At 54.5% G+C, this 26,603-nt stretch carries 24 protein-coding genes; 14 read left to right on the forward strand and 10 right to left on the reverse strand.

Going from position 1 to position 26,603, the window contains the following annotated elements; translation table 11 throughout:
- Nucleotides 1-58 precede the first annotated feature (58 nt).
- Nucleotides 59-883, reverse strand: a complete 825-nt coding sequence (locus OGV83_RS19520) for an AraC family transcriptional regulator (RefSeq protein WP_047459432.1) — start codon at nucleotides 881-883, stop codon at nucleotides 59-61.
- Nucleotides 884-964: 81 nt separating this feature from the next.
- The gene (locus OGV83_RS19525) at nucleotides 965-1,813 is read right to left on the reverse strand and encodes an SDR family oxidoreductase (RefSeq protein ID WP_058668468.1); all 849 of its coding nucleotides are present in this window, start codon (nucleotides 1,811-1,813) and stop codon (nucleotides 965-967) included.
- An 89-nt stretch (nucleotides 1,814-1,902) separates the two neighbouring features.
- Here OGV83_RS19525 and OGV83_RS19530 point away from each other — a divergent pair, with 89 nt between their 5' ends.
- Nucleotides 1,903-2,283, forward strand: coding sequence for a winged helix-turn-helix transcriptional regulator (locus OGV83_RS19530; protein WP_012134394.1), 381 nt, complete (start codon nucleotides 1,903-1,905; stop codon nucleotides 2,281-2,283).
- An 88-nt stretch (nucleotides 2,284-2,371) separates the two neighbouring features.
- Here OGV83_RS19530 and OGV83_RS19535 read toward each other — a convergent pair whose 3' ends face one another.
- Complete coding sequence (locus tag OGV83_RS19535) at nucleotides 2,372-4,315, reverse strand: bifunctional 2',3'-cyclic-nucleotide 2'-phosphodiesterase/3'-nucleotidase (RefSeq protein WP_286464390.1); 1,944 nt, start codon at nucleotides 4,313-4,315, stop codon at nucleotides 2,372-2,374.
- Nucleotides 4,316-4,505: 190 nt separating this feature from the next.
- Between OGV83_RS19535 and cysQ the strand changes: the two genes are divergently transcribed.
- Entirely contained in the window at nucleotides 4,506-5,246 is a 741-nt protein-coding gene (gene cysQ, locus OGV83_RS19540; protein ID WP_012134392.1) for a 3'(2'),5'-bisphosphate nucleotidase CysQ, read from the forward strand.
- On the opposite strand, the gene OGV83_RS19545 is transcribed toward cysQ, so the two are convergent.
- Nucleotides 5,243-5,800: a YtfJ family protein gene (locus tag OGV83_RS19545; protein WP_024130783.1), complete on the reverse strand. Its 558-nt coding sequence runs from the start codon at nucleotides 5,798-5,800 to the stop codon at nucleotides 5,243-5,245. The genes cysQ and OGV83_RS19545 overlap by 4 nt on opposite strands.
- 325 nt (nucleotides 5,801-6,125) lie before the next feature.
- On the opposite strand from OGV83_RS19545, the gene OGV83_RS19550 reads away from it, so the two are divergent.
- The gene (locus OGV83_RS19550; RefSeq protein WP_004857160.1) at nucleotides 6,126-6,332 is read left to right on the forward strand and encodes a DUF1107 domain-containing protein; all 207 of its coding nucleotides are present in this window, start codon (nucleotides 6,126-6,128) and stop codon (nucleotides 6,330-6,332) included.
- A gap of 81 nt (nucleotides 6,333-6,413) precedes the next feature.
- Here the strand turns inward: OGV83_RS19550 and paeA are convergent, their stop codons facing one another.
- Together paeA and msrA are read right to left on the reverse strand one after the other, a co-directional pair.
- The gene (gene paeA / locus OGV83_RS19555; protein WP_012134390.1) at nucleotides 6,414-7,757 is read right to left on the reverse strand and encodes a polyamine export protein PaeA; all 1,344 of its coding nucleotides are present in this window, start codon (nucleotides 7,755-7,757) and stop codon (nucleotides 6,414-6,416) included.
- A gap of 151 nt (nucleotides 7,758-7,908) precedes the next feature.
- The gene (gene msrA / locus OGV83_RS19560) at nucleotides 7,909-8,547 is read right to left on the reverse strand and encodes a peptide-methionine (S)-S-oxide reductase MsrA (protein ID WP_024130782.1); all 639 of its coding nucleotides are present in this window, start codon (nucleotides 8,545-8,547) and stop codon (nucleotides 7,909-7,911) included.
- A gap of 213 nt (nucleotides 8,548-8,760) precedes the next feature.
- Between msrA and tamA the strand changes: the two genes are divergently transcribed.
- The 5 genes from tamA (at nucleotide 8,761) to OGV83_RS19585 (ending at nucleotide 16,215) form a co-directional block, all read left to right on the forward strand.
- On the forward strand, nucleotides 8,761-10,494 hold the full coding sequence (gene tamA, locus OGV83_RS19565) for an autotransporter assembly complex protein TamA (RefSeq protein ID WP_012134388.1): 1,734 nt from the start codon (nucleotides 8,761-8,763) through the stop codon (nucleotides 10,492-10,494).
- Entirely contained in the window at nucleotides 10,491-14,270 is a 3,780-nt protein-coding gene (gene tamB, locus OGV83_RS19570; protein WP_286464392.1) for an autotransporter assembly complex protein TamB, read from the forward strand. Before tamA ends, tamB begins: the two co-directional genes overlap by 4 nt.
- 2 nt (nucleotides 14,271-14,272) lie before the next feature.
- On the forward strand, nucleotides 14,273-14,617 hold the full coding sequence (locus tag OGV83_RS19575; protein ID WP_012134386.1) for a gamma-glutamylcyclotransferase family protein: 345 nt from the start codon (nucleotides 14,273-14,275) through the stop codon (nucleotides 14,615-14,617).
- 257 nt (nucleotides 14,618-14,874) lie between these two features.
- Nucleotides 14,875-16,002: a type VI secretion system tube protein TssD gene (tssD, locus tag OGV83_RS19580; protein ID WP_047459413.1), complete on the forward strand. Its 1,128-nt coding sequence runs from the start codon at nucleotides 14,875-14,877 to the stop codon at nucleotides 16,000-16,002.
- Between the two features lie 12 nt (nucleotides 16,003-16,014).
- A complete protein-coding gene (locus tag OGV83_RS19585) occupies nucleotides 16,015-16,215 on the forward strand; it encodes a DUF4926 domain-containing protein (RefSeq protein ID WP_024130781.1) in 201 nt (66 codons plus the stop codon).
- A 131-nt stretch (nucleotides 16,216-16,346) separates the two neighbouring features.
- Here OGV83_RS19585 and ppa read toward each other — a convergent pair whose 3' ends face one another.
- On the reverse strand, nucleotides 16,347-16,877 hold the full coding sequence (gene ppa, locus OGV83_RS19590) for an inorganic diphosphatase (RefSeq protein WP_012134382.1): 531 nt from the start codon (nucleotides 16,875-16,877) through the stop codon (nucleotides 16,347-16,349).
- 310 nt (nucleotides 16,878-17,187) lie between these two features.
- On the opposite strand from ppa, the gene ytfQ reads away from it, so the two are divergent.
- The 5 genes from ytfQ to OGV83_RS19615 all read left to right on the forward strand — a co-directional run bounded on the left by ytfQ (nucleotide 17,188) and on the right by OGV83_RS19615 (nucleotide 22,987).
- On the forward strand, nucleotides 17,188-18,144 hold the full coding sequence (gene ytfQ, locus OGV83_RS19595) for a galactofuranose ABC transporter substrate-binding protein YtfQ (RefSeq protein WP_012134381.1): 957 nt from the start codon (nucleotides 17,188-17,190) through the stop codon (nucleotides 18,142-18,144).
- 122 nt (nucleotides 18,145-18,266) lie between these two features.
- Entirely contained in the window at nucleotides 18,267-19,769 is a 1,503-nt protein-coding gene (gene ytfR, locus OGV83_RS19600) for a galactofuranose ABC transporter, ATP-binding protein YtfR (protein WP_286464394.1), read from the forward strand.
- A gap of 13 nt (nucleotides 19,770-19,782) precedes the next feature.
- Nucleotides 19,783-20,805 carry a galactofuranose ABC transporter, ATP-binding protein YtfT gene (gene ytfT, locus OGV83_RS19605; RefSeq protein ID WP_198447272.1) on the forward strand — a complete coding sequence of 341 codons (1,023 nt, stop codon included), beginning with the start codon at nucleotides 19,783-19,785 and terminating at the stop codon, nucleotides 20,803-20,805.
- Entirely contained in the window at nucleotides 20,792-21,793 is a 1,002-nt protein-coding gene (gene yjfF, locus OGV83_RS19610; RefSeq protein ID WP_286464395.1) for a galactofuranose ABC transporter, permease protein YjfF, read from the forward strand. The genes ytfT and yjfF overlap by 14 nt, the downstream gene beginning before the upstream one ends.
- An 81-nt stretch (nucleotides 21,794-21,874) precedes the next feature.
- Nucleotides 21,875-22,987: a methyl-accepting chemotaxis protein gene (locus OGV83_RS19615; RefSeq protein WP_012134377.1), complete on the forward strand. Its 1,113-nt coding sequence runs from the start codon at nucleotides 21,875-21,877 to the stop codon at nucleotides 22,985-22,987.
- A gap of 102 nt (nucleotides 22,988-23,089) precedes the next feature.
- On the opposite strand, the gene fbp is transcribed toward OGV83_RS19615, so the two are convergent.
- Complete coding sequence (gene fbp, locus OGV83_RS19620) at nucleotides 23,090-24,088, reverse strand: class 1 fructose-bisphosphatase (protein ID WP_024130778.1); 999 nt, start codon at nucleotides 24,086-24,088, stop codon at nucleotides 23,090-23,092.
- Nucleotides 24,089-24,263: 175 nt separating this feature from the next.
- Here fbp and mpl point away from each other — a divergent pair, with 175 nt between their 5' ends.
- Complete coding sequence (gene mpl, locus OGV83_RS19625; protein WP_024130777.1) at nucleotides 24,264-25,637, forward strand: UDP-N-acetylmuramate:L-alanyl-gamma-D-glutamyl-meso-diaminopimelate ligase; 1,374 nt, start codon at nucleotides 24,264-24,266, stop codon at nucleotides 25,635-25,637.
- Here the strand turns inward: mpl and OGV83_RS19630 are convergent, their stop codons facing one another.
- Together OGV83_RS19630 and yjgA are read right to left on the reverse strand one after the other, a co-directional pair.
- On the reverse strand, nucleotides 25,638-25,934 hold the full coding sequence (locus OGV83_RS19630) for a hypothetical protein (RefSeq protein ID WP_286464398.1): 297 nt from the start codon (nucleotides 25,932-25,934) through the stop codon (nucleotides 25,638-25,640).
- A 25-nt stretch (nucleotides 25,935-25,959) separates the two neighbouring features.
- Nucleotides 25,960-26,511, reverse strand: a complete 552-nt coding sequence (yjgA, locus tag OGV83_RS19635) for a ribosome biogenesis factor YjgA (protein ID WP_012134373.1) — start codon at nucleotides 26,509-26,511, stop codon at nucleotides 25,960-25,962.
- Between the last annotated feature and the right edge of the window lie 92 nt (nucleotides 26,512-26,603).

The following is a 26,603-nucleotide window of genomic DNA, read 5'->3' on the forward strand; positions in this document are numbered from 1 at the left end:
TTCACATTGCGAAAAGTGTAGGCAGGAGAAATGCGCCAGTATTGTATGAGATTGCGCATTAGCGCGGATAAACCTGTTTTTGATAGCGCACTGGCGTAATGCCGTAGCGATGGGTAAAGGCGCGCGTGAGATGAGATTGATCGGTTAGCCCGGTGGCGGCCGCCACATCCGCTGCGGGCATCCCGAGCGTGAGAAACGCCTTTGCCCGCCACAGACGGATCGCCATCAGCATTTGGTGCGGCGTAACGTGGAAATGGGCCTTGAACTGACGCTGAAAATGCCAGGGGCTTAATGAGGCGACCCGCGCCAGTTCGTCAAGCGTGACCGGATGCATATAGTTGTCGTGCAGATAGTCCCGCACGCGCTCAAAGCGATGCCCGCCTTCCCGCACTTCCGGCGCATGGCGCGCCAGCGGCTGGAAGGTGTCGATCAGATCGAGCAGCAGCCCTTTTTGCGCCAGCGGATCGTCGGTATGCCACAGGCCGTGGATCAGCGTGCAGATCTGGCGTGAGCGCAGCGGATCGTGGCGCGTGACCTCATGAAACCACCAGTGACGAACCCCGGTCACTTCTTCCAGCAGATCGGGATCGAGATAAATCATCCGATAGCGCCAGCCGTCGGCGGTTTCCGCTTCGCCGGTATGCAGCTCATCGGGATTCATGGTGACAACGGAGTGAACGGGGGCAACGTACTGCGTACCGCGATAGCGAAAGCGTTCGGCGCCGGCTTCAATCGCGCCGATACCGAAGGCTTCGTGGGTATGAGGCTCGAAAGCGTAACGTGAGATATGCGCATGATACAGCTCAACCCCCGGCACCTGCGCCAGATGGCGAAAGCGGGCGCTGTCTTTCTCATCGCTAAACTGTTCGGGTACGCCTTGCACGTTGTCTCTCCCTGAAAGCCATCTGTTCATTATCAGAGATGGCCAGCAGGGATGCCACAACAATTAACCTGTTTTTAACACTTACAGGATGCTTTTGACGCTTTCCGCCAGCGAGGTTGTCGGGCGACCGATCAGTGCGCTCAGAGTATGGCTGTCGTCAAACAGGCCGCCTTTTGCGGCGCCCGCGTCAGAATCAGCCAGCATATCCGCCAGACCTGCTGGCAGGCCCACGCCTTTCAGCGCGGCGGCGAAATCGGCTTCATTCAGGTTCTGATAGACGACCTTTTTCCCGCTCTGTTTTGCCAGTTCGGCGGCTAACTGGCTCAGCGTCCAGCCTTCGTCGCCTGCCAGTTCATACACTTTACCGGCATGGCCTTCTTCGCTGATGACGCGAGCGGCTGCGGCAGCGTAATCGGCACGGGTTGCGGAGGCGATTTTGCCTTCTCCGGCCGCGCCGATAAAGACGCCGTGCTCCAGGGCCGCTGGCGCGCTCGCCAGGTAATTTTCGGTGTACCAGCCGTTGCGCAGCAGGGCGTAAGGAATGCCTGAATCCGCCAGCATTTTTTCGGTTTCCACATGTTCAACATGCAGGCCCAGCGGGGAACGGTCTGCGTGCAGCAGGCTGGTATAGGCAATGAATTTCACGTTTGCGGCTATTGCCGCGTTAATCACGTTGCGGTGCTGAGCGGCACGTTGCCCGACTTCGCTTGATGAGATCAGTAGCAATCTGTCGATGCCCTGCAACGCTGCCGTGAACGCGGCTTCGTCGCTGTAGTCCGCCTGGCGTACGGTAACGCCCAGTCGGGTTAGCGCGTCAGCTTTCGCGGGGTTACGGACAATCGCCGCAATCTGGCTGGCAGGAACGGTTTTCAGTAAGGTATCGATAACGTGTTGGCCCAGTTGGCCGGTCGCGCCGGTAATTGCAATCATGGGGGATCTCCCTGTGTTCGTCTTGTGTTTCATTAAGCTAGCACTTAAACTTACTTTTAGTAAGTACGTACAAAAAGGTAAGTGTAAAGATGACGAACCCGACGCTTTCTCAGCAGCTTCGCGATGGCAATTTGTTTGCCGAGCAGTGTCCTTCTCGCGAGGTGTTAAAGCATGTCACCAGCCGCTGGGGCGTATTAATTCTCGTGGCACTGCGTGATGGAACGCACCGCTTCAGCGATTTACGCCGCAAGATGGGCGGCGTGAGTGAAAAAATGCTGGCGCAGTCATTACAGGCGCTGGAGCAGGATGGATTTATTCATCGGGTGTCGTACCCGGTGGTGCCGCCGCATGTGGAGTACAGTCTGACGACGCTGGGTGAACAGGTGAGTGAGAAGGTCGCCGCGCTGGCAGACTGGATCGAACTCAATTTGCCGCAGGTGCTGGCACAGCGGAAAGAGCGAGCGGCATAACGGCTTGCCGGATGGCGCTGCGCTTATCTGGCCTACGGCATGTCGATCGCGTAGGCCGGGTAAGGCGAAGCCGCCACCCGGCGTGGTTTTACTTACTCAAATCCAGCTGATAAATCGCAAAACCGATGTCATCGGTAGCGACTTTATTCATCGGATATTGTCCCTTCTCTTTGATAAACGCGGCAGCCTTATCGGACGGCGAGGTTTCGAAGCGGATATCCAGTTTCGTGTCGCTGTGAACTGTCGCCAGACGCCAGTTGTTGTCCGCCGCCGGGTGGATTTCCCCCGCACGCTTCGACTCCGCGCCAATCCACGCCGCCAGCACGGAGCGGTTCTCATCCGGTGATGCAAAGGCGATGTGACTGTCGCCCGTACCGGCAAATTTGCCGCCGTAGGCGCGATAGTTATTGGTCGCGACCAGGAACATAGCGTTCGGATCGACAGGCTTGCCGTTGAAGGTCAGATTTTTAATACGTTCCGCTTGCGGATTCACCGTCTGGCATTCGCCGTCGTAGCGTGCAGGCTGCGACACATCAATCTGATACTCCACGCCGTCAATCACATCAAAGTTATAGGTGCGAAAACCGTCCCAGTTGATCAATGACTGCGGTTTACTGCTGTGGACATCAATCTGATTGAACTGCCCGGCGGAACATTCCAGCCACTCTTTTACCTCTTTGCCGCTGGCTTTTACGACGACCAGCGTATTCGGATAGAGGTAAAGATCGGCGGCGTTGCGGAAGGTAAGCTGACCTTTTTCCACTTCAACAAAGCTGGCAGGATCGTTTTTACGTCCACCGACTTTAAACGGCGCAGCGGCAGAGAGCACCGGCAGTTTCGCCAGATCCGGGTCGCCCTGAATAAAGTGTTCGACATACGCTTTCTGCGCGTTGTTCACCACCTGCACGGTAGGATCGTCCTGCACCAGCGCCAGGTAGCTGTACATGTTATCGGCGGACTTACCGATCGGTTTGCTAACGAACTCGCGGGTGGCATCGTGGTCGGCTTTCAGGATTCCCACCAGTTTTTTATCTTCTGCGGCCAGCGATTTTTTCGCGGCGGCATCGTAAATGGGCCGCGCTTCGGCTTTCGCATCGGTCACCTGCCATTTGCCGCTGTCGTTGTTGAGCACCAGATCCACCACGCCCAGATGATCGCCCCACATACCCGGCATGACCGCCGGTACCCCGTTAAGCGTACCTTTTGCGATATCCGCGCCGTTGATATCGGCAAAATCTTTGGAAGGGAAGACCGCGTGCGCATGGCCGAACATGATGGCGTCAACGCCGTGGACTTCGCTCAGGTAATACACGGAGTTTTCCGCCATTGTCTGGTACGGATCGGCGGAAAGCCCGGAGTGGGCAATCACCACCACAACGTCGGCGCCGTTGGCCCGCATCTCCGGCACATACTGACGGGCGGTTTCGGTAATGTCGTTGACGGTGACTTTGCCGCTCAGGTTGGCTTTATCCCAGGTCATAATCTGCGGAGGGACAAAACCGATATAGCCAATTTTCAGCGTCTGCGTGTTGCCCTCTTTATCGACCACGTCAGTCTCTTTGATCAGATAAGGCGTAAACAGCGGCTTTTTGGTCTTAACGTCGATGATATTGGCATTCACGTAAGGGAACTTCGCGCCCGCCAACGCCTTATGCAGATAGTCCAGACCGTAGTTAAATTCATGGTTACCGAGGTTGCCGACCGCATAATCCAGCGTATTCAACGCCTTGTAGACAGGGTGAATATCACCAGCTTTCAGCCCCTTTGCCGCCATGTAATCGCCCAGCGGACTCCCCTGAATAAGATCGCCGTTATCGACCAGCACGCTATTTTTGACTTCATTTCTGGCGGCGTTAATTAAACTTGCTGTGCGTACCAGTCCGAATTTTTCGGTCGCTGTATCTTTGTAATAATCGAAATCCATCATGTTGCTATGCAAATCAGTGGTTTCCATAATCCGAAGATCGACGGTCGCCGCATTCACGCTGGCGGCGACCAGCGTGGCCAGGAGCGTTGCGCTAAACTTAATCATCAGAGGCATCCTTTTTTAGATCTGAAACACAAAAGAAAATGTATATAAGTCTTGTTGCTTACAGAACTGTGAATCATGACATGAATTCAGCCATTAAAACCGCAATCGCTATCACAGATGGCGGATTCATTTACGATGGGGTATAAGTAAAACAAAGAGTTAAACGCCACTGCCATAAACGAGGTGGAGAATGCTAGAACATGTATGCCAGCTTGCACGGAATGCGGGCGATGCCATTATGCAGGTCTACGATGGAATCAAACCGATTGAAATCACTAACAAGCAGGATGATTCTCCGGTTACTGCGGCGGATATTGCCGCCCACGCGGTGATACTGGAAGGGTTACAGGCGCTGACGCCGGATATCCCGGTTTTGTCGGAAGAAGATCCGCCCTCCTGGGATGTGCGCCAGCACTGGCAGCGCTACTGGCTGGTTGACCCGTTAGACGGCACCAAAGAGTTCATCAAACGTAACGGCGAGTTTACCGTCAATATTGCGCTGATTGATAAAGGTAAACCGATTCTGGGCGTGGTCTACGCGCCCGTCATGAAAGTGATGTACAGCGCTGCGGAAGGAAAAGCCTGGAAAGAAGAGTGCGGCGTGCGTAAACAGATTCAGGTGCGCGACGCGCGACCGCCGCTGGTGGTGATTAGCCGCTCCCATGCCGACAACGAGCTGCAAGAGTACCTGCAACAGCTGGGCGAGCATCAGACGACCTCCATCGGCTCATCGCTGAAGTTTTGTCTGGTGGCGGAAGGGCAGGCGCAGCTGTATCCGCGCTTTGGGCCGACCTGCGTCTGGGACACTGCCGCAGGCCATGCCGTTGCCGCTGCGGCCGGGGCGCACGTTCACAACTGGCAGGGGAAACCCCTGGACTATACCCCGCGTGAATCGTTCCTTAACCCCGGCTTCCGGGTCTCTATCTATTAATTATTCAGCAACTTATGCAGCAGGGCGATCACCTGCTGCACCTCTGCCGGGCTTAACCCGCCGTCTTTGGCATACTGAATACGCCCGTCTTTATCGAGCACCACAATGGCGGAGCTCTCTTCTTCAAGCTGCCATGCCTTACGCGCCACGCCATTGCTGTCGACAATAAATTGTGACCACGGATAGAGTTTTTTATTGCTCTCGATGCTGCTGCGCACAAACATGCTGGTGCCCGGAATCGCGTCGTCGGTGTTGACGATAGTGGTCGTCTGGTAGCGGTCATGCGGGAGATTCGCGGATTTAATCGCTTCTATCAGCGCGGCGTTTTTCTCTTTCGCTGACGTTCGCCCGGCGATGTGCTGCAACACCCGAACTTTCCCGGGGAGCTGCGCGCTATTCCAGCTTTTGTAGCTAAACTTGTTGTTATCAAGAATCAGTTCGCCGCGATCGGCGATCCCAATCGGTGATACGCGCTGATGGGTTTCAAAGTTATGCGCGGAGGCCATCATCGGCAGTAACAGGCACGACAGCGCCAGCAGTTTACGTAAGGTCATGGGGTTTCCTTCTTTATTTTTTGCAGGTGATCCGACCACTTGGATCTGAGGTTTAATCATATGTGCGAATGATGCTTTTTCCCGCAAGCGTGATGCCAGTTTGCGGACGGGCGCACAAATCCTGCGAAAAATGAAGACTTATACTGAAGACAGCGAATCGGTGAATAGATAATTCTGAATAACTGTAATGAAAAGGTAAATAAACTTATACACACTGGAAACATCGTAGAGATAGTCTATAGTCATATGGCATTAAAATTTGCGCCTTAGAACAGCTGGGCCGAATGTGGCACCGCAAAGGCGTAACGCTCAGCAGGAGATAACAATGAAAATTTTCCAACGGTACAACCCGCTACAGGTGGCGAAGTACGTGAAGATCCTGTTCCGTGGACGGTTATATATCAAGGACGTTGGCGCTTTTGAGTTTGATAAGGGCAAGATTCTTATCCCAAAAGTGAAGGATAAGCAGCATTTGTCTGTGATGTCCGAAGTTAACCGTCAGGTTCTGCGTCTGCAAACTGAGATGGCTTAACCAAAGTGCTATGCAGTAGTTTAAAGTAGTATAAAAAAACGGCTCCCAATGGGAGCCGTTGATGTTTCCAGGACCGGGCATTTATGCCGGGCCTTCTTCTTTCTCTTTGCTATCCGGCAGTTTAGGGACCAGGATGCTGGTTTTAGTGTCGAGGCGCGTTACCAGTAGCTGATCGATACGGTAGTTGTCGATATCCACTACCTCAAATTTATAGCCCGAGAACTTCACCGAGTCGGTGCGTTTCGGGATTTTACGCAGCATAAACATCATAAAGCCGCCGATGGTCTCGTAGTTGCCAGACTGCGGGAACTCGTCGATATCCAGCACGCGCATGACGTCGTCAATCGGCGTTCCGCCGTCGATCAGCCAGGAGTTTTCATCGCGCGCCACGATTTGTTCTTCCAGACCCTGGCCGACCAGGTCGCCCATCAGCGTGGTCATCACGTCGTTCAGCGTGATAATCCCGACCACCAGCGCGTATTCGTTCATGATCACCGCGAAGTCTTCCCCCGCCGTCTTAAAGCTTTCCAGCGCTTCAGAGAGGGTCAGGGTGTCCGGCACGATTAATGTGTTGCGGATCTGCACGCCGCTGTTAAGCGCCATACTCTGGTTTGCCAGAACGCGGTTGAGCAGATCTTTAGAATCAACGTAGCCGATGATGTGGTCGATATCTTCATTACACACCAGGAATTTTGAGTGCGGATGCTCCGCGACTTTATTTTTCAGGCTTTGCTCATCTTCGTGCAGATCGAACCAGATGATGTTTTCACGCGACGTCATGGAAGACGGCACGGTACGCGATTCCAGCTCAAACACGTTTTCAATCAGCTCGTGTTCCTGCTTACGCAGCACGCCAGCAAGCGCCCCGGCTTCCACGACGGCGTAAATATCGTCCGAGGTGATATCGTCTTTACGCACCATCGGGATTTTAAACAGGCGGAAAATGCTGTTTGCCAGGCCGTTGAAGAACCACACTAAGGGGCGGAAAACGAACAGGCAGAAGCGCATCGGGTTGATGATACGCAAAGCCACGGCTTCTGGCGCAATCATACCGATGCGTTTCGGGGTTAAATCGGCGAACAGGATGAACATACCGGTAACTAACGAGAAGGAGAGCACGAAGCTTAACTGCTCGGAGAGTTCTGGCGACATATAGTTCGAGAACAACGAATGAAAGGCCGGAGAGAATGCGGCATCGCCGACGATACCGCCCAGAATGGCGACAGCGTTAAGGCCAATTTGCACCACGGTAAAAAACGTCCCGGGGTTTTCCTGCATTTTCAGGATGCGTTGCGCATTGATGTTGCCTTCATCAGCCAGCAACTTGAGTTTTATCTTTCGTGAAGCGGCAAGCGAGATCTCGGATATCGAGAAGAACGCACTCACAGCGATCAGGCAGAGTATAATTAAAATACTGTTTAACATATCTTATCCGACCGTTCAGGTCAGATCCTCGGAAGGGGAAGTTGATAAATCCGTGTGATATACACATTGAAAACCGGCCCGAAGGATGTGGGCCGGTAATTTCAGTCGCTAGTATAGCGTAAGGAACTGTAAAGCCGCCAGAGGCGCTGAATTAACCTTGCGGCGGTAAGCACACGCCGATCCCGCCAATGCCGCAATAGCCATACGGATTCTTGTGCAGATACTGCTGGTGATCGTCCTCGGCATAGTAAAACGGGGTGGCGGTGTTGATCTCGGTGGTGATGTGGCGATCGTCGTTTGCCGCAGTCATCGCGCTCTGGAAACGCGCCAGGCTGGCATGTGCGGCGGCGTTCTGCTCTGGCGTTAACGGATAAATCGCCGAGCGGTACTGCGTTCCGTGATCGTTGCCCTGCTGCATACCTTGCGCCGGATCGTGATTTTCCCAGAAGACCTGCAACAATTGTTCATAGCTGATAACCTGCGGATCGTAGACGACGCGTACCGCTTCGGCGTGGCCGGTTTGCCCGGAGCAGACTTCCCGGTAGGTTGGGTTTGGCGTGTAGCCGCCGGTGTATCCCGCTGCGGTGCTGTAAACGCCAGGTAATTGCCAGAACAAACGCTCGACGCCCCAGAAGCAACCCATGGCGAAGAGGGCAATTTCCATCCCTTCGGGCACGTTTGTCATTGAGTGTCCGTTTACCGCATGTAAAGTTGCCACTGGCATCGGGGTATTGCGTCCAGGTAGGGCATCTGCTTGTGAAACAAGATGCTTTTTATCAAATAAACTCATGGGCCATTCTCCCGAAATCAGTAATTGGGGTTAAGGTTGTAACGAGACGCGTCTTTGCACACAATAGTTACAGTGAATGCGTCTAGAGTAAACATAAGAAATATTTGGGTTGTCGTCTGTTTTTCAATCCCGGTTGTTGGGTTTTTGTTAAGCCGTGGAGCGGCATTGTGATTTCCTTCCAGGGGTGGGAATAAGGGATATTCAGGAGAAAACGTGCCATATATCCGTCAGTTATGCTGGGTTAGCTTACTGTGCTTAAGCGGTTCTGCCGTAGCCGCAAACGTCCGTTTACAGGTCGAGGGGTTATCGGGCGAGCTGGAAAAAAACGTTCGTGCGCAGTTGTCTACGATTCAAAGTGATGAAGTGACGCCGGACCGGCGTTTTCGCGCGCGCGTTGATGATGCCATCCGCGAAGGATTAAAAGCGCTGGGCTACTACGAGCCGACCATTGATTTTGAGCTGCGCCCGCCGCCGGAGAAGGGGCGTCAGGTCTTGCTCGCCAAAGTGACGCCAGGCGAACCGGTTCGCATCGGCGGAACAGAAGTGATTTTACGCGGCGGCGCGCGTACCGACAGGGATTATCTGGATTTGCTGAAAACGCGTCCGGCCATCGGAACCGTGCTGAATCATGGCGACTATGACGGCTTCAAAAAGTCATTAACCAGCGTGGCGCTACGTAAAGGCTATTTCGACAGTGAATTTAATAAAAGCCAGTTAGGCGTGTCGCTCGATCGTCATCAGGCGTTCTGGGACATCGATTACAACAGCGGCGAGCGCTATCGCTTTGGCCAGGTCACTTTCGAAGGTTCGCAGATTCGCGACGAGTATCTGCAAAACCTGATCCCGTTCAAAGAGGGAGATTACTACCAGTCGAAAGACCTGGCGGAACTGAACCGCCGTCTGTCGGCCACCGGCTGGTTTAACTCGGTCGTCGTCGCGCCTGAATTTGATAAAGCGCGCGAAACCAAAGTATTGCCGCTGCACGGCGTCATGTCGCCACGTACTGAAAACACCATTGAAACGGGCGTCGGCTACTCTACCGACGTCGGGCCGCGTGTGAAGGCGACGTGGAAAAAACCGTGGATGAACTCCTACGGCCACAGTCTGACCACCAGCGCCAGTATCTCCGCCCCGGAGCAGCAGGTCGATTTCAGCTATAAAATGCCGCTCTTAAAGAACCCGCTGGAACAATACTATCTGGTTCAGGGGGGGATTAAGCGCACCGATCTCAACGACACCGAGGCGGACTCCTCCACGCTTGCCGTTTCCCGCTACTGGGACCTTTCCAGCGGCTGGCAGCGCGCCATCAATCTGCGCTGGAGTCTCGACCACTTTACGCAGGGTAACGTCACCAACACCACCATGCTGCTCTATCCGGGCGTGATGATCAGCCGTACCCGATCGCGCGGCGGCCTGATGCCGACGTGGGGGGATTCCCAGCGTTATTCCATCGATTACTCGAACACCGCCTGGGGTTCGGACGTGGATTTCTCGGTATTTCAGGCGCAAAACGTCTGGATTCGCTCGCTGTACGATCGCCATCGCTTCGTGATGCGCGGCAACCTGGGCTGGATTGAGACCGGCGATTTCGACAAAGTGCCGCCGGATTTGCGTTTCTTCGCTGGTGGCGATCGCAGTATTCGCGGTTATAAATACAAATCTATCTCGCCGGAAGACAGCGACGGCAACCTGAAAGGGGCGTCGAAGCTGGTGACGGGCTCGCTGGAATACCAGTACAACGTGACCGGAAAATGGTGGGGGGCGATGTTCGTCGACAGCGGCGAAGCCGTCAGCGATATCCGTAAGAGCGACTTTAAAACCGGCGCCGGGGTTGGCGTGCGTTGGCAGTCTCCGGTCGGGCCGATCAAGCTCGATTTTGCCGTGCCGGTTGGTGACAAAGACGAACACGGTTTACAGTTTTACATCGGTCTGGGGCCTGAATTATGAGTTTATGGAAGAAAATAAGCCTCGGCGTACTGATTTTTATTCTGCTGCTGCTGGGAACCGTGGCGTTCCTGGTGGGCACCACGACGGGGCTGCATCTGGTCTTTAACGCGGCGAACCGCTGGGTGCCGGGGCTGGAGATCGGTCAGGTAACTGGCGGCTGGCGTGACCTGTCGCTGAAAAATATTCGTTACGATCAGCCCGGCGTGGCGGTGAATGCCGGTGAAATCCACCTGGCGGTGAAACTCGGCTGCCTGTGGGACAGCAGCCTGTGTGTTAACGATCTGTCGTTGAAGGACATCAACGTCGCCATCGACAGCAAAAAAATGCCGCCTTCCGAACCGGTGGAGGAAGAAGAGGACAGCGGGCCGCTGAATCTTTCCACGCCGTATCCCATCACGCTTTCACGCGTGGCGCTCAGCAATATCAATCTCAAAATTGATGATACGACCGTCTCGGTGATGGATTTCACCTCCGGCCTTAACTGGCAGGAGAAAACCCTGACTCTGAAGCCCACTTCGCTACAGGGGCTGCTAATCGCGCTGCCAAAAGTGGCGGAAGTGGCGCAGGAAGAGGTGGTTGAACCGAAGATTGACCATCCCCAACCGGATGAAAAGCCGCTTGGCGAGACGCTGAAGGATCTGTTCTCAAAGCCCGTGTTGCCGGAGATGGCCGATGTGCATCTGCCGCTCAACCTTAATATTGAGGAGTTTAAGGGCGAACAGCTGCGTGTGACGGGCGATACTGACCTGACGGTGCGCAACATGCTGCTGAAAGTCAGTAGCATCGACGGCAATATGAAACTGGATGCGCTGGATATCGACGCCAACCAGGGCACCGTCAATGCGACCGGAACGGCGCAGTTGACCAACTCGTGGCCGGTGGATATCACCCTCAACAGCACGCTGAATATCGATCCGCTGAAAGGCGAAAAGGTGAAGCTGAAGGTAGGCGGCGCGCTGCGTGAACAGCTGGAGATCGGCGTTAACCTCTCCGGGCCGGTGGATATGGATCTGCGCGCCCAGACGCGCCTCGCCGAGGCCGGGTTGCCGCTGAACGTCGAAGTGGCAAGCCGCCAGGTTTACTGGCCGTTTACCGGCGACAAGCAGTTCCAGGCCGACGATATCAAACTCAAACTTACCGGCAAGATGACCGACTACACGTTGTCGATGCGCACGGCGGTGAAGGGGCAGGACATTCCGCCCGCCACCATTACCCTGGATGCGAAAGGCAACGAACAGCAGATCAATCTCGATAAGCTCACCGTGGCGGCGCTGGAAGGGAAAACCGAGCTGAAAGCGCTGGTCGACTGGCAGCAGGCGATCAGCTGGCGCGGCGAACTGACGCTGGACGGCATCAACACGGCGAAAGAGATCCCGGACTGGCCTTCTACGCTCAACGGCCTGATCAAAACCCGGGGAAGCCTCTATGGCGGCAGCTGGCAGATGGATGTGCCTGAGCTGAAACTGACCGGTAACGTGAAGCAGAACAAGGTCAATGTTAACGGCTCTCTGAAGGGTAACAGCTACATGCAGTGGATCATTCCGGGTCTGCATCTGGAGCTGGGACGCAATAGCGCCGATGTGAAAGGCGAACTGGGCATTAAGGATCTCAATCTCGACGCCACGATTGATGCGCCGAATCTGGATAACGCGCTGCCGGGGCTGGGCGGTACCGCCAAAGGGCTGGTGAAGGTTCGTGGTACGGTCGATGCGCCGCAGCTGCTGGCGGATATCAACGCGCGCGGATTACGCTGGCAGGAGCTGTCGGTGGCGCAGGTGCGTGTGGAAGGGGACATCAAATCCACCGACCAGATCGCCGGGAATCTTGACGTTCGCGTTGAGCGGATTACGCAACCGGACGTCAATATCAACCTCGTCACCCTGAATGCCAAAGGCAGCGAAAAGCAGCATGAACTGCAACTGCGGATTCAGGGCGAGCCGGTCTCCGGGCAGCTTGCGCTTGCGGGCAGTTTTGACCGTAAAGAAGCGCGCTGGAAAGGCACGCTCAGCAATACGCGCTTCCAGACGCCGGTGGGGCCGTGGTCGCTGACGCGCGCCATTGCGCTGGATTACCGTAACCAGGAACAGAAAATCAGCATCGGGCCGCACTGCTGGACGAACCCGAATGCGGAGCTGTGCGTACCGCAAACAATCGATGCCGGGGCAGAAGGACGGGCGGTGGTGAATCTCAACCGTTTCGATCTGGCGATGCTGAAGCCGTTTATGCCGGACGCCACGCAGGCCAGCGGCGTCTTTAGCGGGAAAGCGGATGTCGCGTGGGACACCACCAAAGAGGGGCTGCCGCAAGGGCAGGTCACGCTGTCGGGTCGTAACGTGAAGGTAACGCAACGGGTCAATGACGCGCCGTTACCGGTGGCTTTCGACACGCTGAACCTGAATGCCGATCTGCACAATAACCGGGCGCAGTTAGGCTGGATGATCCGTCTGACCAATAACGGTCAGTTCGACGGGCAGGTACAGATAACCGATCCGCAAGGGCGGCGTAATATTGGCGGTAACGTCAATATCCGCAACTTCAACCTGGCGATGATCAACCCTGTCTTCTCGCGCGGCGAAAAAGCGGCGGGCATGTTGAACGCAAACCTGCGTCTGGGGGGCGACGTGCAAAGCCCACAGATGTTTGGTCAGCTACAGCTGAGCGGCCTGGATGTGGATGGCAACTTTATGCCGTTTGATATGCAGCCAAGCCAACTGGCGATGAATTTCAACGGTACGCGCTCAACTCTGCAAGGCGTGGTGCGCACGCAGCAGGGGCAAATTAATCTGAGCGGCGACGCTGACTGGAGCCAGATAGATAACTGGCGCGCCCGCGTGGCGGCGAAAGGCAGCCGCGTGCGTATCACCGTGCCGCCGATGGTGCGGCTGGATGTTTCCCCGGATGTGGTCTTTGAGGCGACGCCGAGCCTGTTCACGCTGGATGGACGCGTGGATGTGCCGTGGGCGCGTATCGTGGTGCATGAACTGCCGGAAAGCGCGGTAGGCGTCTCCAGTGATGAAGTCATGCTCAATAACGATCTACAGCCTGAAAATCCGCAGAGCGCGTCGATTCCGATCAACAGCAACCTGATTGTCCACGTAGGGAACAACGTCCGCATGGATGCCTTTGGCCTGAAAGCGCGTCTGACCGGCGACCTGAAAGTTGCGCAGGATAAACAGGGACTGGGGCTTAACGGGCAGATCAATATTCCTGACGGGCGCTTCCATGCGTATGGTCAGGATCTGATCGTGCGTAAGGGGGAACTGCTGTTCTCTGGCCCGCCGGATCAGCCACTGCTCAACATCGAGGCGATTCGTAATCCTGAATCGACGGAGAACGACGTCATTGCCGGGGTGCGCGTGACCGGCACCGCAGATGAGCCGAAAGCGGAAATCTTCTCCGACCCGGCGATGTCCCAGCAGGAGGCGCTATCTTACCTGCTGCGCGGCCAGGGGCTGGAGAGCGATCAGAGCGACAGTGCGGCGATGACCTCAATGCTTGTTGGTCTGGGGGTTGCACAAAGTGGTCAGGTTGTGGGTAAAATCGGGGAGACATTTGGCGTAAGCAATCTGGCGCTGGACACGCAAGGGGTGGGCGACTCATCCCAGGTTGTGGTCAGCGGATATGTGCTGCCAGGTCTGCAAGTGAAATATGGTGTGGGTATATTTGACTCTTTGGCGACGCTCACGTTACGTTATCGCCTGATGCCTAAGCTATATCTGGAAGCAGTGTCTGGCGTAGATCAGGCACTTGATTTGCTCTATCAGTTCGAGTTTTAGCAATGCGAATATTTGTTTACGGCAGTTTACGACGCAAACAGGGCAACAGCCACTGGATGACCAACGCCCAGTTGCTGGGCGATTACAGTATCGATAACTACCAGTTGTATAGCCTGGGCCACTATCCAGGCGCAGTTCCGGGAAACGGATCGGTACACGGTGAAGTTTATCGTATTGATAACGCCACGCTGGCCGAACTTGATGCCTTGCGCACCAGGGGCGGCGAATATGCACGCCAGTTAATCCAGACACCGTACGGAAGCGCATGGATGTATGTGTACCAACGTCCGGTCGAAGGGTTAACGCTGATTGAAAGCGGTAACTGGTTAGACAGAGACCAGTGCTGATAAAAAAACACGCCACCTTCGGGTGGCGTTGTTTTATGTGGTGCCAGCTGTCGCCCTGGATTATCAGGACGCACTTATCTTTTTGTTCATCACGCAAAATGCTTATTAAATGAAACACTAATTAGTATGAATTATTATTCTTCTTAAAATATTATCTTGTATTATTATAGCGTAATATGATCCCGCTAGCGGAAATAATTTTATTTCAGTCGCATTCTCGTTCTACAAAATAATTATCCAGGTAAGGATAGTAATGGATGAGTGATATTGTTTATCTTAAACTCATTGGTGAGCAACAGGGTGATATTTCTGATGGATGTGGCACAACTGATTCAGTCGGTAATCGTTGGCAACGAAATCATGTGAATGAAATATTTGTATTTTCTTTGAGTTCGGGGGTAACGAATACAGGTAAAGGTGCGAATCTACAGAGCTTAACATTCAGCAAGCAAATAGACAAAAGTTCACCGCTGTTAGCTAATGCGATTAATAACAATGAAAACCTGTTTCTGGCGTTTTGGTTTTACCGCATAAATAGATATGGTCAATGGGAGAAGTATTATTATATTCAGCTCAGAGGTGCTTCAATATCAAGGATTCAGCTTCGCATTATAAAAGACGAGATAGATACAGAAACAATATCTGTTGATTATGATTATATTCTCAGTAAACATCTGATAAGCAATACCGAGTGTAGTTATCTTGCCCTGCCAGCGGAATACAATAAGCTGTTTGTTCCAACGCCGAAAGCCCAGACTCATACTCTTAACAGCGCTGGCGTAGGGCGACTGCTGGCGGCCGGGGGGATTTATAATGGTAATGTCGATGGGTTTCATCAGACTGCTGAATTGCTCGGTGGTGATGCTCCTGTTGGTTATAACCAGGTAATGAACGATCAGACCAGGGGATTGCTGATTGCTGGCGCTTCAATCGCCGCCGGGTTAGGGATTGGTAGGTTGAGCACTGTAAATGGGCCAGGCGAAATATCGAATTATAGTATGGCCCCGTCCCTTGAATCCCCCTATTTAAAAGGATTCACATCTGAGGCTGGAACATTACTCAATGCCAAACATGCAGTTATCGATCCTAAAAAAATAGCTTCTTATGCTCTAAATTCTGATCATCCGGTTGGGGGAAATAAAGCGCGAGTTTTCGAATCAGCTTTGGGTTATAACCCATCTAATGCAGGGGTCTTAGTTTCCAGAGTTCAGCAGGGAGTCCTGTCTAACCCTGCTGAATTAGGGCTATATGACAGTTTCGGTCAAAGACTGTCCGTTGATGTACCGATTATCGGTGTGAACGGAGAAACTGCGATAGTACGCACTGGTTGGATATATGAGACTGATTCGTTAGTACCTCGCATGACAACCCTCTATGTAAAATAGTAAGGTGAAATGATGAAACTATCACTTCTGGATGTTGTGTTCCTGAATGTTGATTTACCTGCCGTTGGTTTAACGAAAGGTCAGATCGGTGCGGTTATTGATGTGTATCACTCACCATCGTTAGCTTATGAGGTTGAGTTTTGTGATGAAGAAGGAAAGACTATCGTATCTCTGGCTTTATCACCGGAGCAACTGACCAAAGATTTATCATAGTCTCTACACTCGGTACTACTGGAACCAGGGTTTGTCGATAATCTCTCTTAGGCAGTTTTACCCGGCATAAAAAAGCCCTCGCAAATATGAGGGCTTTTGAAAAATTACGTTGAGCTCAAGCGAAAACGAACTTATTTCTTCGCTGCGCGCTCGAAGGAAGCAACGATTTCAGCTTTAGCCGCTTCAGCGTTGTCCCAGCCGTCAACTTTCACCCATTTGCCTTTTTCGAGGTCTTTGTAGTGCTCGAAGAAGTGCGTGATCTGCGCTTTCAGCAGTTCCGGCAGGTCGTTCACGTCGTTGATGTGATCGTATTCTTTGCTCAGTTTGGTGTGCGGTACGGCAACCAGCTTCGCATCTTCACCGGATTCGTCGGTCATTTTCAGAACGCCAACCGGACGGCAACGGATCACAGCACCCGGTTGCAGCGGATACGGCGTCGGAACCAGAACGTCTACCGGATCGCCATCCAGAGACAGGGTGTTGTTGATGTAGCCGTAGTTGCACGGATAGAACATCGCGGTGGACATGAAGCGGTCAACGAACAGTGCGCCGCTCTCTTTGTCAACTTCGTATTTGATCGGATCTGCGTTAGCCGGGATCTCAATAACAACGTAGATATCTTCCGGCAGATCTTTACCCGCAGGGACGTTGAGTAAGCTCATGTCTGTTTCCTTTAAATATATATGGCAAACAAGTGGCGAGTATTATAGCCAACTCGCGCTGAAAGTCTCCGCTTGTTTTCGTCTTCTTTCCCCTCCGGCTGCGATTTTCAGACGGTTTACGTGACAGGAAAATCCATAACAACAGCTGCTTTTTTCATAGGCGAATGAAAGCGATTACAAAGTTGTGATTAACCTTTTATTTACTTTTTTGAAGTGTGATGTAACGCAATCCGTTACATCACCTATTGTCTATAGTTTTCCTCGCGAATGCTTTTCACCCAACAATAACCTGGGCTACGAGGACATCATTATGTGGAAGCGCTTACTTTTAGTCACAGCAGTTTCGGCAGCCATGTCGTCTATGGCAATGGCCGCCCCCTTAACCGTAGGATTTTCGCAGGTCGGCTCTGAGTCCGGCTGGCGCGCCGCCGAAACCAACGTGGCGAAGAGCGAGGCCGAAAAACGCGGCATCACGCTGAAAATTGCCGACGGTCAGCAAAAACAGGAAAACCAGATTAAAGCCGTACGCTCATTTGTCGCTCAGGGCGTGGACGCCATCTTTATTGCGCCAGTGGTCGCGACAGGCTGGGAACCGGTCTTAAAAGAAGCCAAAGATGCGGAAATTCCGGTCTTTCTGCTCGACCGCTCCATTGATGTTAAAGACAAATCGCTCTATATGACCACCGTCACCGCCGACAACGTGCTGGAAGGCAGATTGATCGGCGACTGGCTGGTAAAAGAGGTGGATGGTAAGCCGTGTAACGTTGTTGAGCTGCAAGGCACCGTCGGGGCCAGCGTGGCGATCGACCGTAAGAAAGGGTTTGCCGAAGCCATCGCCAAAGCGCCAAACATCAAAATCATCCGCTCTCAGTCTGGCGACTTTACCCGTAGTAAAGGGAAAGAGGTGATGGAGAGCTTTATCAAAGCGGAAAACAACGGCAAAAACATCTGCATGGTTTACGCCCATAACGACGACATGGTGATCGGCGCGATCCAGGCGATTAAAGAAGCGGGCCTGAAGCCGGGAAAAGATATTCTGACGGGCTCTATCGACGGCGTGCCGGATATCTATAAAGCGATGATTGATGGCGAAGCCAACGCCAGCGTTGAACTGACGCCGAACATGGCCGGGCCCGCTTTCGATGCGCTGGAGAAATACAAAAAAGACGGCACGATGCCTGAGAAGCTGACCATCACCAAATCGACGCTGTACCTGCCTGACACCGCAAAAGAAGAGTTAGAGAAGAAGAAAAACATGGGCTACTGATTTTGCTGTTGGTCTTCTGTAGGCCGGATAAGGCGTTACGCCGCCATCCGGCATTTATTGCCTGATGGCGCTGCGCTTATCAGGCCTACGGAAAGGCCGCGCTTTCGAACCGGAGGAATGCCATGACTATCGACCAAAATCAGGAAATCCTCCGTACCGAGGGACTCAGTAAATTCTTTCCCGGCGTTAAGGCGCTGGATAACGTCGATTTTAGCCTGCGCCGGGGCGAAATCATGGCGCTGCTCGGGGAAAACGGGGCGGGAAAATCAACGCTGATTAAAGCATTAACCGGCGTATACCATGCCGATCGCGGCACTATCTGGCTGGAAGGCCAGGCGATTTCACCGAAGAATACCGCGCATGCCCAGCAACTGGGGATCGGAACTGTCTACCAGGAGGTTAACCTTCTGCCCAATATGTCGGTGGCGGATAACCTGTTTATCGGTCGTGAGCCCCGGCGTTTTGGCCTGCTGCGGCGCAAAGAAATGGAGAAACGCGCCACTGAATTGATGGCCTCTTACGGTTTTTCGCTGGATGTGCGTGAGCCGCTCAATCGCTTTTCCGTTGCAATGCAGCAGATTGTCGCTATCTGCCGGGCCATCGATCTCTCCGCGAAAGTCCTGATCCTCGACGAACCCACCGCCAGCCTCGACACTCAGGAAGTTGAGATGCTGTTTGGCCTGATGCGTCATCTGCGCGATCGCGGCGTCAGCCTGATCTTTGTTACGCACTTTCTCGATCAGGTTTATCAGGTGAGCAATCGGATCACCGTGTTACGCAACGGCAGCTTTGTCGGCTGCCGCGAAACCCGCGAGCTTCCACAGATCGAACTGGTGAAAATGATGCTGGGGCGCGAACTGGAGACCCATGCGCTACAGCGGGCGGGGCGCACCTTGCTGAGCGATAAACCGGTGGCTGCCTTTAAAGATTACGGCAGGAAGGGCACCATCTCGCCGTTCAGCCTGGAAGTCCGCCCCGGCGAGATCGTCGGTCTGGCAGGGCTGTTGGGATCGGGGCGTACCGAAACCGCAGAGGTGATCTTCGGCATCAAACCGGCCGACAGCGGCAGTGCGATGATCAAAGGTAAACCGCAAACCCTGCGATCGCCGCATCAGGCTTCGTGCCTTGGGATTGGCTTTTGCCCGGAAGACAGGAAAACGGACGGCATTATTGCCGCCGCATCGGTACGGGAAAATATCATTCTGGCGCTACAGGCGCAGCGAGGCTGGCTGCGGCCGATTTCCCGCAGAGAACAGCAGGAGATTGCCGAGCGTTTTATCCGCCAGTTGGGCATTCGTACCCCCAGTGCGGAACAGCCGATTGAATTTCTCTCCGGCGGCAATCAGCAAAAAGTGTTGCTGTCGCGCTGGTTGCTGACCAAACCGCAGTTCCTGATCCTGGATGAACCGACACGCGGTATCGACGTTGGGGCGCATGCGGAGATCATCCGACTGATTGAAACGCTGTGTGCGGACGGGCTGGCGCTGCTGGTCATCTCCTCTGAACTGGAGGAACTGGTGGGCTATGCCGATCGGGTGATCATCATGCGCGATCGTAAACAGGTGGCGGAGATCCCGCTGGCGGAACTGTCCGTTCCGGCGATCATGAACGCCATTGCGGCGTAAGGAGAATAGTGTGATGCCTCAGTCTCTCCCGCAAACCACACCGCCGAAGCGACGTTTTCGCTGGCCGACAGGTATGCCGCAGATCGTGGCATTGCTGCTGGTGCTGTTGGTGGACAGCCTGGTGGCGCCGCATTTCTGGCAGGTGATTTTGCAGGATGGCCGCCTGTTCGGCAGCCCGATTGACATTCTTAACCGCGCGGCTCCCGTTGCGCTGCTGGCGATTGGGATGACGCTGGTGATCGCCACTGGCGGTATCGATCTCTCCGTCGGGGCGGTAATGGCGATTGCCGGGGCGACCACTGCCGCCATGACGGTGGCCGGGCACAGCTTACCGGTGGTGCTGCTCGCGGCGCTGGGAACAGGCGTACTGGCGGGCTTGTGGAATGGCATTCTGGTGGCGATCCTTAAAATTCAGCCGTTTGTCGCCACGCTCATTCTGATGGTGGCCGGACGTGGCGTGGCGCAACTCATCACCTCCGGGCAGATCGTCACCTTTAACTCACCCAACTTATCGTGGTTCGGCAGCGGTTCGCTGTTGCTGTTTCCGACGCCCGTGATTATCGCGCTGCTTACCCTGATGGTGTTCTGGCTGCTGACCCGTAAAACGGCGCTGGGGATGTTCATTGAAGCGGTGGGAATCAACATTCGGGCGGCGAAAAATGCCGGGGTGAACACCCGCATTATCGTCATGCTCACCTATGTTCTGAGCGGCCTGTGCGCGGCGATTGCGGGCATCATCATCACGGCGGATATTCGCGGCGCGGACGCCAACAACGCCGGACTCTGGCTGGAGCTGGACGCTATTCTGGCCGTGGTTATTGGCGGCGGCTCGCTGATGGGCGGGCGCTTTAACCTGCTGCTGTCGGTCGTGGGCGCATTGATTATCCAGGGGATGAATACCGGCATCCTGCTGTCAGGCTTTCCGCCGGAGATGAACCAGGTCGTCAAAGCCATCGTGGTGTTATGCGTGCTGATTGTGCAGTCGCAGCGCTTTATCAGTCTGATAAAAGGAGTGCGTGGTCGTGATAAAACGTAACTTACCGTTGATGATCACCCTCGGGGTTTTTGTGCTGGGCTACCTCTATTGCCTGACGCAGTTCCCCGGTTTCGCCTCAACCCGGGTTATCTGCAATATCCTGACCGATAACGCTTTCCTCGGGATTATCGCGGTCGGCATGACCTTCGTGATCCTCTCCGGTGGCATCGATCTGTCCGTGGGATCGGTGATCGCGTTTACCGGCGTTTTTCTGGCGAAGGCCATTGGCTACTGGGGGATCTCGCCGCTGCTGGCCTTCCCGCTGGTACTGGCGATGGGCTGTGCGTTCGGGGCATTTATGGGGCTGCTGATTGATGCGCTGAAGATTCCGGCGTTTATCATTACGCTGGCGGGGATGTTCTTCCTGCGTGGCGTCAGTTATCTGGTGTCTGAGGAGTCGATCCCGATTAACCACCCGATTTACGATACGCTCTCCAGCCTGGCGTGGAAAATCCCCGGCGGCGGGCGTCTGAGCGCAATGGGGCTGCTGATGCTGGCGGTGGTGGTGATCGGTATTTTCCTCGCGCACCGTACGCGGTTTGGTAATCAGGTTTACGCCATTGGCGGAAATGCGGCGTCGGCGAACCTGATGGGGATCTCGACGCGCAGCACCACCATCCGTATTTATATGCTCTCTACCGGGCTTGCGACGCTGGCGGGTATTGTTTTCTCCATTTATACCCAGGCCGGTTATGCGCTGGCGGGCGTTGGCGTTGAGCTGGATGCCATCGCATCGGTGGTGATTGGCGGTACGTTGCTGAGCGGAGGCGTGGGGACGGTGTTAGGTACGCTGTTCGGCGTGGCGATCCAAGGGCTGATCCAGACCTATATTAACTTCGATGGTACGCTGAGTTCCTGGTGGACGAAGATCGCTATCGGGATTTTGTTGTTTATTTTTATTGCTTTGCAGCGTGGTCTGACGGTGCTGTGGGAGAACCGCCAGAGTTCTCCAGTTACGCGTGTCAACACGGTCGCAACACCGAAGTAACATATTGAATTTCCTGAAACGTATAAACTTTTTCCGGTTGTAGTCGATAGATTCTATATCCCTACAACCGGAAAGATAACGATGCCAAAATCCCTCTCTATTCGTACAAGTTTACTGGTTTTACTGTCTTTACTTACCCTGCTCCTGTTGCTGACGGGCGGTATGGGGCTCTACGCCTCCACCCGTATTATCACTTCCTGGGTCTATTATGGGGTGATGACGGGGGCGACGCTGGCCGCCATCGGCCTGCTGGCGCTGGTATGGCTGATGTTGCGTAATAAGCTCCTGAAACCTCTTGATAATGTTGTTGAGCAACTGGAGCGTCTGGCGACAGGGGATTTATCGCCGACGGTAAGCCATTTTGCCAGTTCTGAATTTAACCGTCTGAATACCGCCCTTGAAGAGATGCGTGCGGCGCTGAGTGAATCCGTGGTACGCGTTCGTGACGCCAGCACGCAAATTGATACCGGCAGCCGTGAACTGACGGCGGGCAACCTGCATCTGGCGCAACGCACGGAGTCTACGGCCACCTCGCTGGAACAGACAGCCGCCAGCATGGAAGAGCTGACTGCGACGGTGAAACTGAACGCTGAAAATGCCGATCAGGCGCACCAACTGGCGAAATCAGTCTCGGACACCGCCGATCGCGGCAGCGAGATGGTGTGCTATGTCATTGAGAAAATGCGTGATATTTCCGGCAGCTCTGACCGTATCGCCGATATTCTCGGCGTAATTGACGGCATCGCTTTCCAGACCAACATTCTGGCGCTGAATGCCTCCGTTGAAGCGGCGCGCGCCGGTGAACAAGGGCGCGGTTTTGCGGTGGTTGCCGGTGAGGTGCGTAATCTCGCCAGCCGCAGCGCCGATGCCGCGAAAGAGATCCGCGCGCTCATCAGCGACTCGCAAACGCATGTCGGAGAGGGCAGCGATCTGGCGATGCAGGCCGGTGAAACGATGGATGAGATTGCGACAGAAGTGATGCGCATGACCAAACTGATGCGTGAGATTGCCAGTGCTTCTCAGGAACAGAGCCGGGGCATTGAGCAGGTGAATATCGCGGTCAGTCAGATGGATGAAACCGCACAGCAGAATGCGGCGCTGGTACAGCAATCTTCCGCAGCTACCCGTTCGCTGGAAGAGCAGTCTCATGCGCTGCTGGAGGCGATGGCCGTATTTAAGCTACAGGCAGCGTAACCGAACGTAGGCCGGATAAGGCGAAGCCGCCATCAGGCAATAAATTGCCGGATGGCAACGCTGCGCGTTTTATCCGGCCTACATCCGTGCGATTAATGATAATTATGCGTCCGGGAACTCGCGGATGAAGCGTTCTACGTCTTCCACCATATGATCGGTGCCGACGAAGAACGGACGGCGCTGGTGCAGACTTTCCGGCGTAATATCCAGAATGCGCTCTTTACCGTCGCTCGCTTTGCCGCCCGCCTGCTCAGCCAGGAAGGCCATCGGGTTGCATTCGTACAGCAGACGCAGTTTCCCTTCCGGGTGGCTGGCGGTGCTCGGGTAGAGGTAGATCCCGCCTTTCAGCAGGTTGCGGTGGAAATCCGCCACCAGGGAGCCAATATAGCGCGAGGTGTACGGGCGATTCGTGGACTTGTCCTCTTCCTGGCAGAACTTAATGTACTTCTTCACGCCATTCGGGAATTTGATGTAGTTGCCTTCGTTAATGGAGTAGGTGTTGCCCTTCTCCGGGAAGCGCATACGCTCCTGGCACAGACAGAAAACGCCCAGCGACGGATCGTAGGTGAAGGCGTGTACGCCGCAGCCGGTGGTGTAAACCAGCATGGTTGAAGAGCCGTAGACCACATAACCCGCAGCCACCTGCTTGTTGCCCGGTTGCAGGAAATCTTCTTCCGTCACCGGCGTGCCGACAGGCGTTACGCGGCGGTAGATAGAGAAAATAGTACCGACAGAGACGTTAACATCGATGTTGGACGAGCCATCCAGTGGGTCCATCAGCACCACGTATTTCGCGTGTTCGCAGCCTTCAAAGACGACAATTTCATCTTCTTCTTCAGAAGCGATGCCCGCCACAATATCGCGCGCCTTCAGTGCAGCTTTCAGTTTTTCGTTCGCGAACAGGTCGAGTTTCTGCTGAACCTCACCCTGCACGTTCTCAGCACCGCTGGCACCCAGGATATCGACCAGACCGGCCTTGTTGATATCGCGGTGGATGATCTTGGCGCCCAGCTTTATTGCCGACAACAAAGCAGTGAGCTCACCGGTAGCATGAGAGAACTCGTGCTGCTTTTCGACAATAAATTCACCTAACGTTTTCATAACACTTTCCCTGCAATTGATATGGAGTAAAGCGACCGTAACAATCTTAACAAATATTTCAGCGGCCGCGCTCAGGTGAATCGCGCCAGCAAAGTACGGAATATCCTGAAATGCGTTTCTCACTTGCCTGACATGTGCGTAAAATGGCCCCCAGATTAAAAAAGGGTAGTGACGTATGCGCATTCATATTTTGGGAATTTGTGGCACTTTCATGGGCGGTCTGGCGATGCTGGCGCGCTCGCTCGGTCATGAAGTAACGGGTTCGGACGCCAATGTGTATCCGCCGATGAGTACCCTGCTTGAGAAGCAGGGCATTGATTTAATTCAGGGTTACGACGCCAGCCAGCTCGATCCACAGCCAGACCTGGTGATCATCGGCAACGCTATGACCCGTGGAAATCCGTGTGTTGAAGCGGTGCTGGAAAAGAACATTCCGTATATGTCCGGCCCGCAGTGGCTGCATGACTTTGTTCTGCGCGATCGCTGGGTGCTGGCCGTAGCCGGTACGCACGGTAAAACCACCACGGCAGGCATGGCGACCTGGATTCTGGAAGCCTGCGGTTATCAGCCGGGCTTCGTGATTGGCGGCGTTCCGGGTAATTTCGACGTTTCTGCCCGTCTGGGTGAAAGTCACTTCTTCGTCATTGAGGCGGATGAGTACGACTGCGCGTTCTTCGATAAGCGTTCCAAGTTTGTGCACTACTGCCCGCGCACGCTGATCCTCAACAACCTTGAGTTCGACCATGCGGACATCTTTGACGATCTGAAAGCGATTCAGAAGCAGTTCCACCACCTGGTGCGCATCGTGCCGGGGCAAGGGCGCATTATTTTCCCGGAACACGACATCAACCTGAAGCAGACGATCGCGATGGGCTGCTGGAGCGAGCAGGAGCTGGTGGGCGAGCAGGGGCACTGGCAGGCGAAGAAACTGAACGCGGATGCATCCGTTTGGGAAGTGTGGCTGGACGGTGAAAAAGCCGGTGAAGTGAAGTGGTCGCTGGTCGGTGAACACAATATGAATAACGGGCTGATGGCGATTGCCGCCGCTCGTCATGTTGGCGTGATGCCTGCGGATGCGGCTAACGCGTTGGGATCGTTCATCAACGCCCGTCGTCGTCTGGAGTTGCGCGGTGAAGCCAACGGTGTGACGGTGTATGACGATTTCGCTCACCACCCGACGGCGATTCTGGCGACGCTTGCGGCGTTGCGCAGTAAAGTGGGCGGTACGGCGCGTATTCTTGCGGTGCTGGAACCGCGCTCCAACACCATGAAGATGGGTCTTTGCAAAGACGATCTGGCTCCGTCGTTAGGGCGTGCGGATGAAGTGTTCTTGCTGCAACCGCAGCATATTCCGTGGCAGGTGGCGGAAGTCGCGGATGCCTGTGTTCAGCCTGCGCACTGGAGCGGGGATGTGGACGCGCTGGCCGATATGGTGGTGAAAACCGCGCAGCCTGGCGATCATATTCTGGTGATGAGCAACGGCGGGTTCGGCGGCATCCATCAAAAACTGTTGGATGGCCTGGCGAAAAAGGCGGAGGCGGCGGAGTAATCATATGCCCGGTGGCGCTGCGCTTACCGGGCCTACAAACTGTAGGCCGGATAAGACGCATTGCGTCGCCATCCGGCAAATACCAATGCACCAGGCTGTAGGCCGGATAAGACGCGTTGCGTCGCCATCCGGCAATACCAAATGCACCAGGCTGTAGGCCGGATAAGACGCATTGCGTCGCCATCCGGCAAATACCAATGCACCAGGCTGTAGGCCGGATAAGACGCGTTGCGTCGCCATCCGGCAAATACCAAATACACCAGGCTGTAGGCCGGATAAGACGTTTTGCGTCGCCATCCGGCACACTTAACTTACGTACGCATTACTCTTCGTTTTCCGCCAGCTCACGCAGATACTGGAAGATCTGCCGCGCCGACTTCGGCGGCTTATTGCCTTCTTTCTCTTTCTTCGCGTTGCGGATCAGCGAGCGAAGCTGTTGACGGTCAGCATTCGGCCACAGGCTCAGCACTTCCTCCACCGCATCATCACCTTCAACGATCAGGCGATCGCGCAGTTGCTCAAGCTTATGGAACAGCACCACCTGCTGGTTGTGGCGGTTTTTCAGCTTATCCAGCGCCTGACGAATAGGTTCAACGTCGCGTTGACGCAGCATCTTACCGATCAGCTGCAACTGACGGCGGCGGCCTTCCATCTTAATACGCTGGGCTAGCTCAATGGCGGCGCGCAGATCCGCATCAAGCGGGATCTTATCCAGCGCGTTTTTCCCCAGATCCACAATTTCCGCGCCCAGGCGTTTTAACTCCTCGGCATCGCGTTTAATTTCACTTTTGCTGACCCAGATAATTTCATCGTCTTCGTCTTCGATGTCATCACCGGGAACGTCGTCGAGCCAGTCTTCGGGCTGCTTTGTCATGTCAGGCTCCTTAAAAAAAGAGGCTAATGTTACCAGTTAAGATGCGCACTGAAAAACGGTTCTCTGTTAGACTTCAGAGAAACTCTCTCTAC

This window comes from Citrobacter sp. CK189 (assembly GCF_030333505.1).
GTDB classification, from domain to species: Bacteria; Pseudomonadota; Gammaproteobacteria; order Enterobacterales; family Enterobacteriaceae; genus Citrobacter_B; species Citrobacter_B koseri.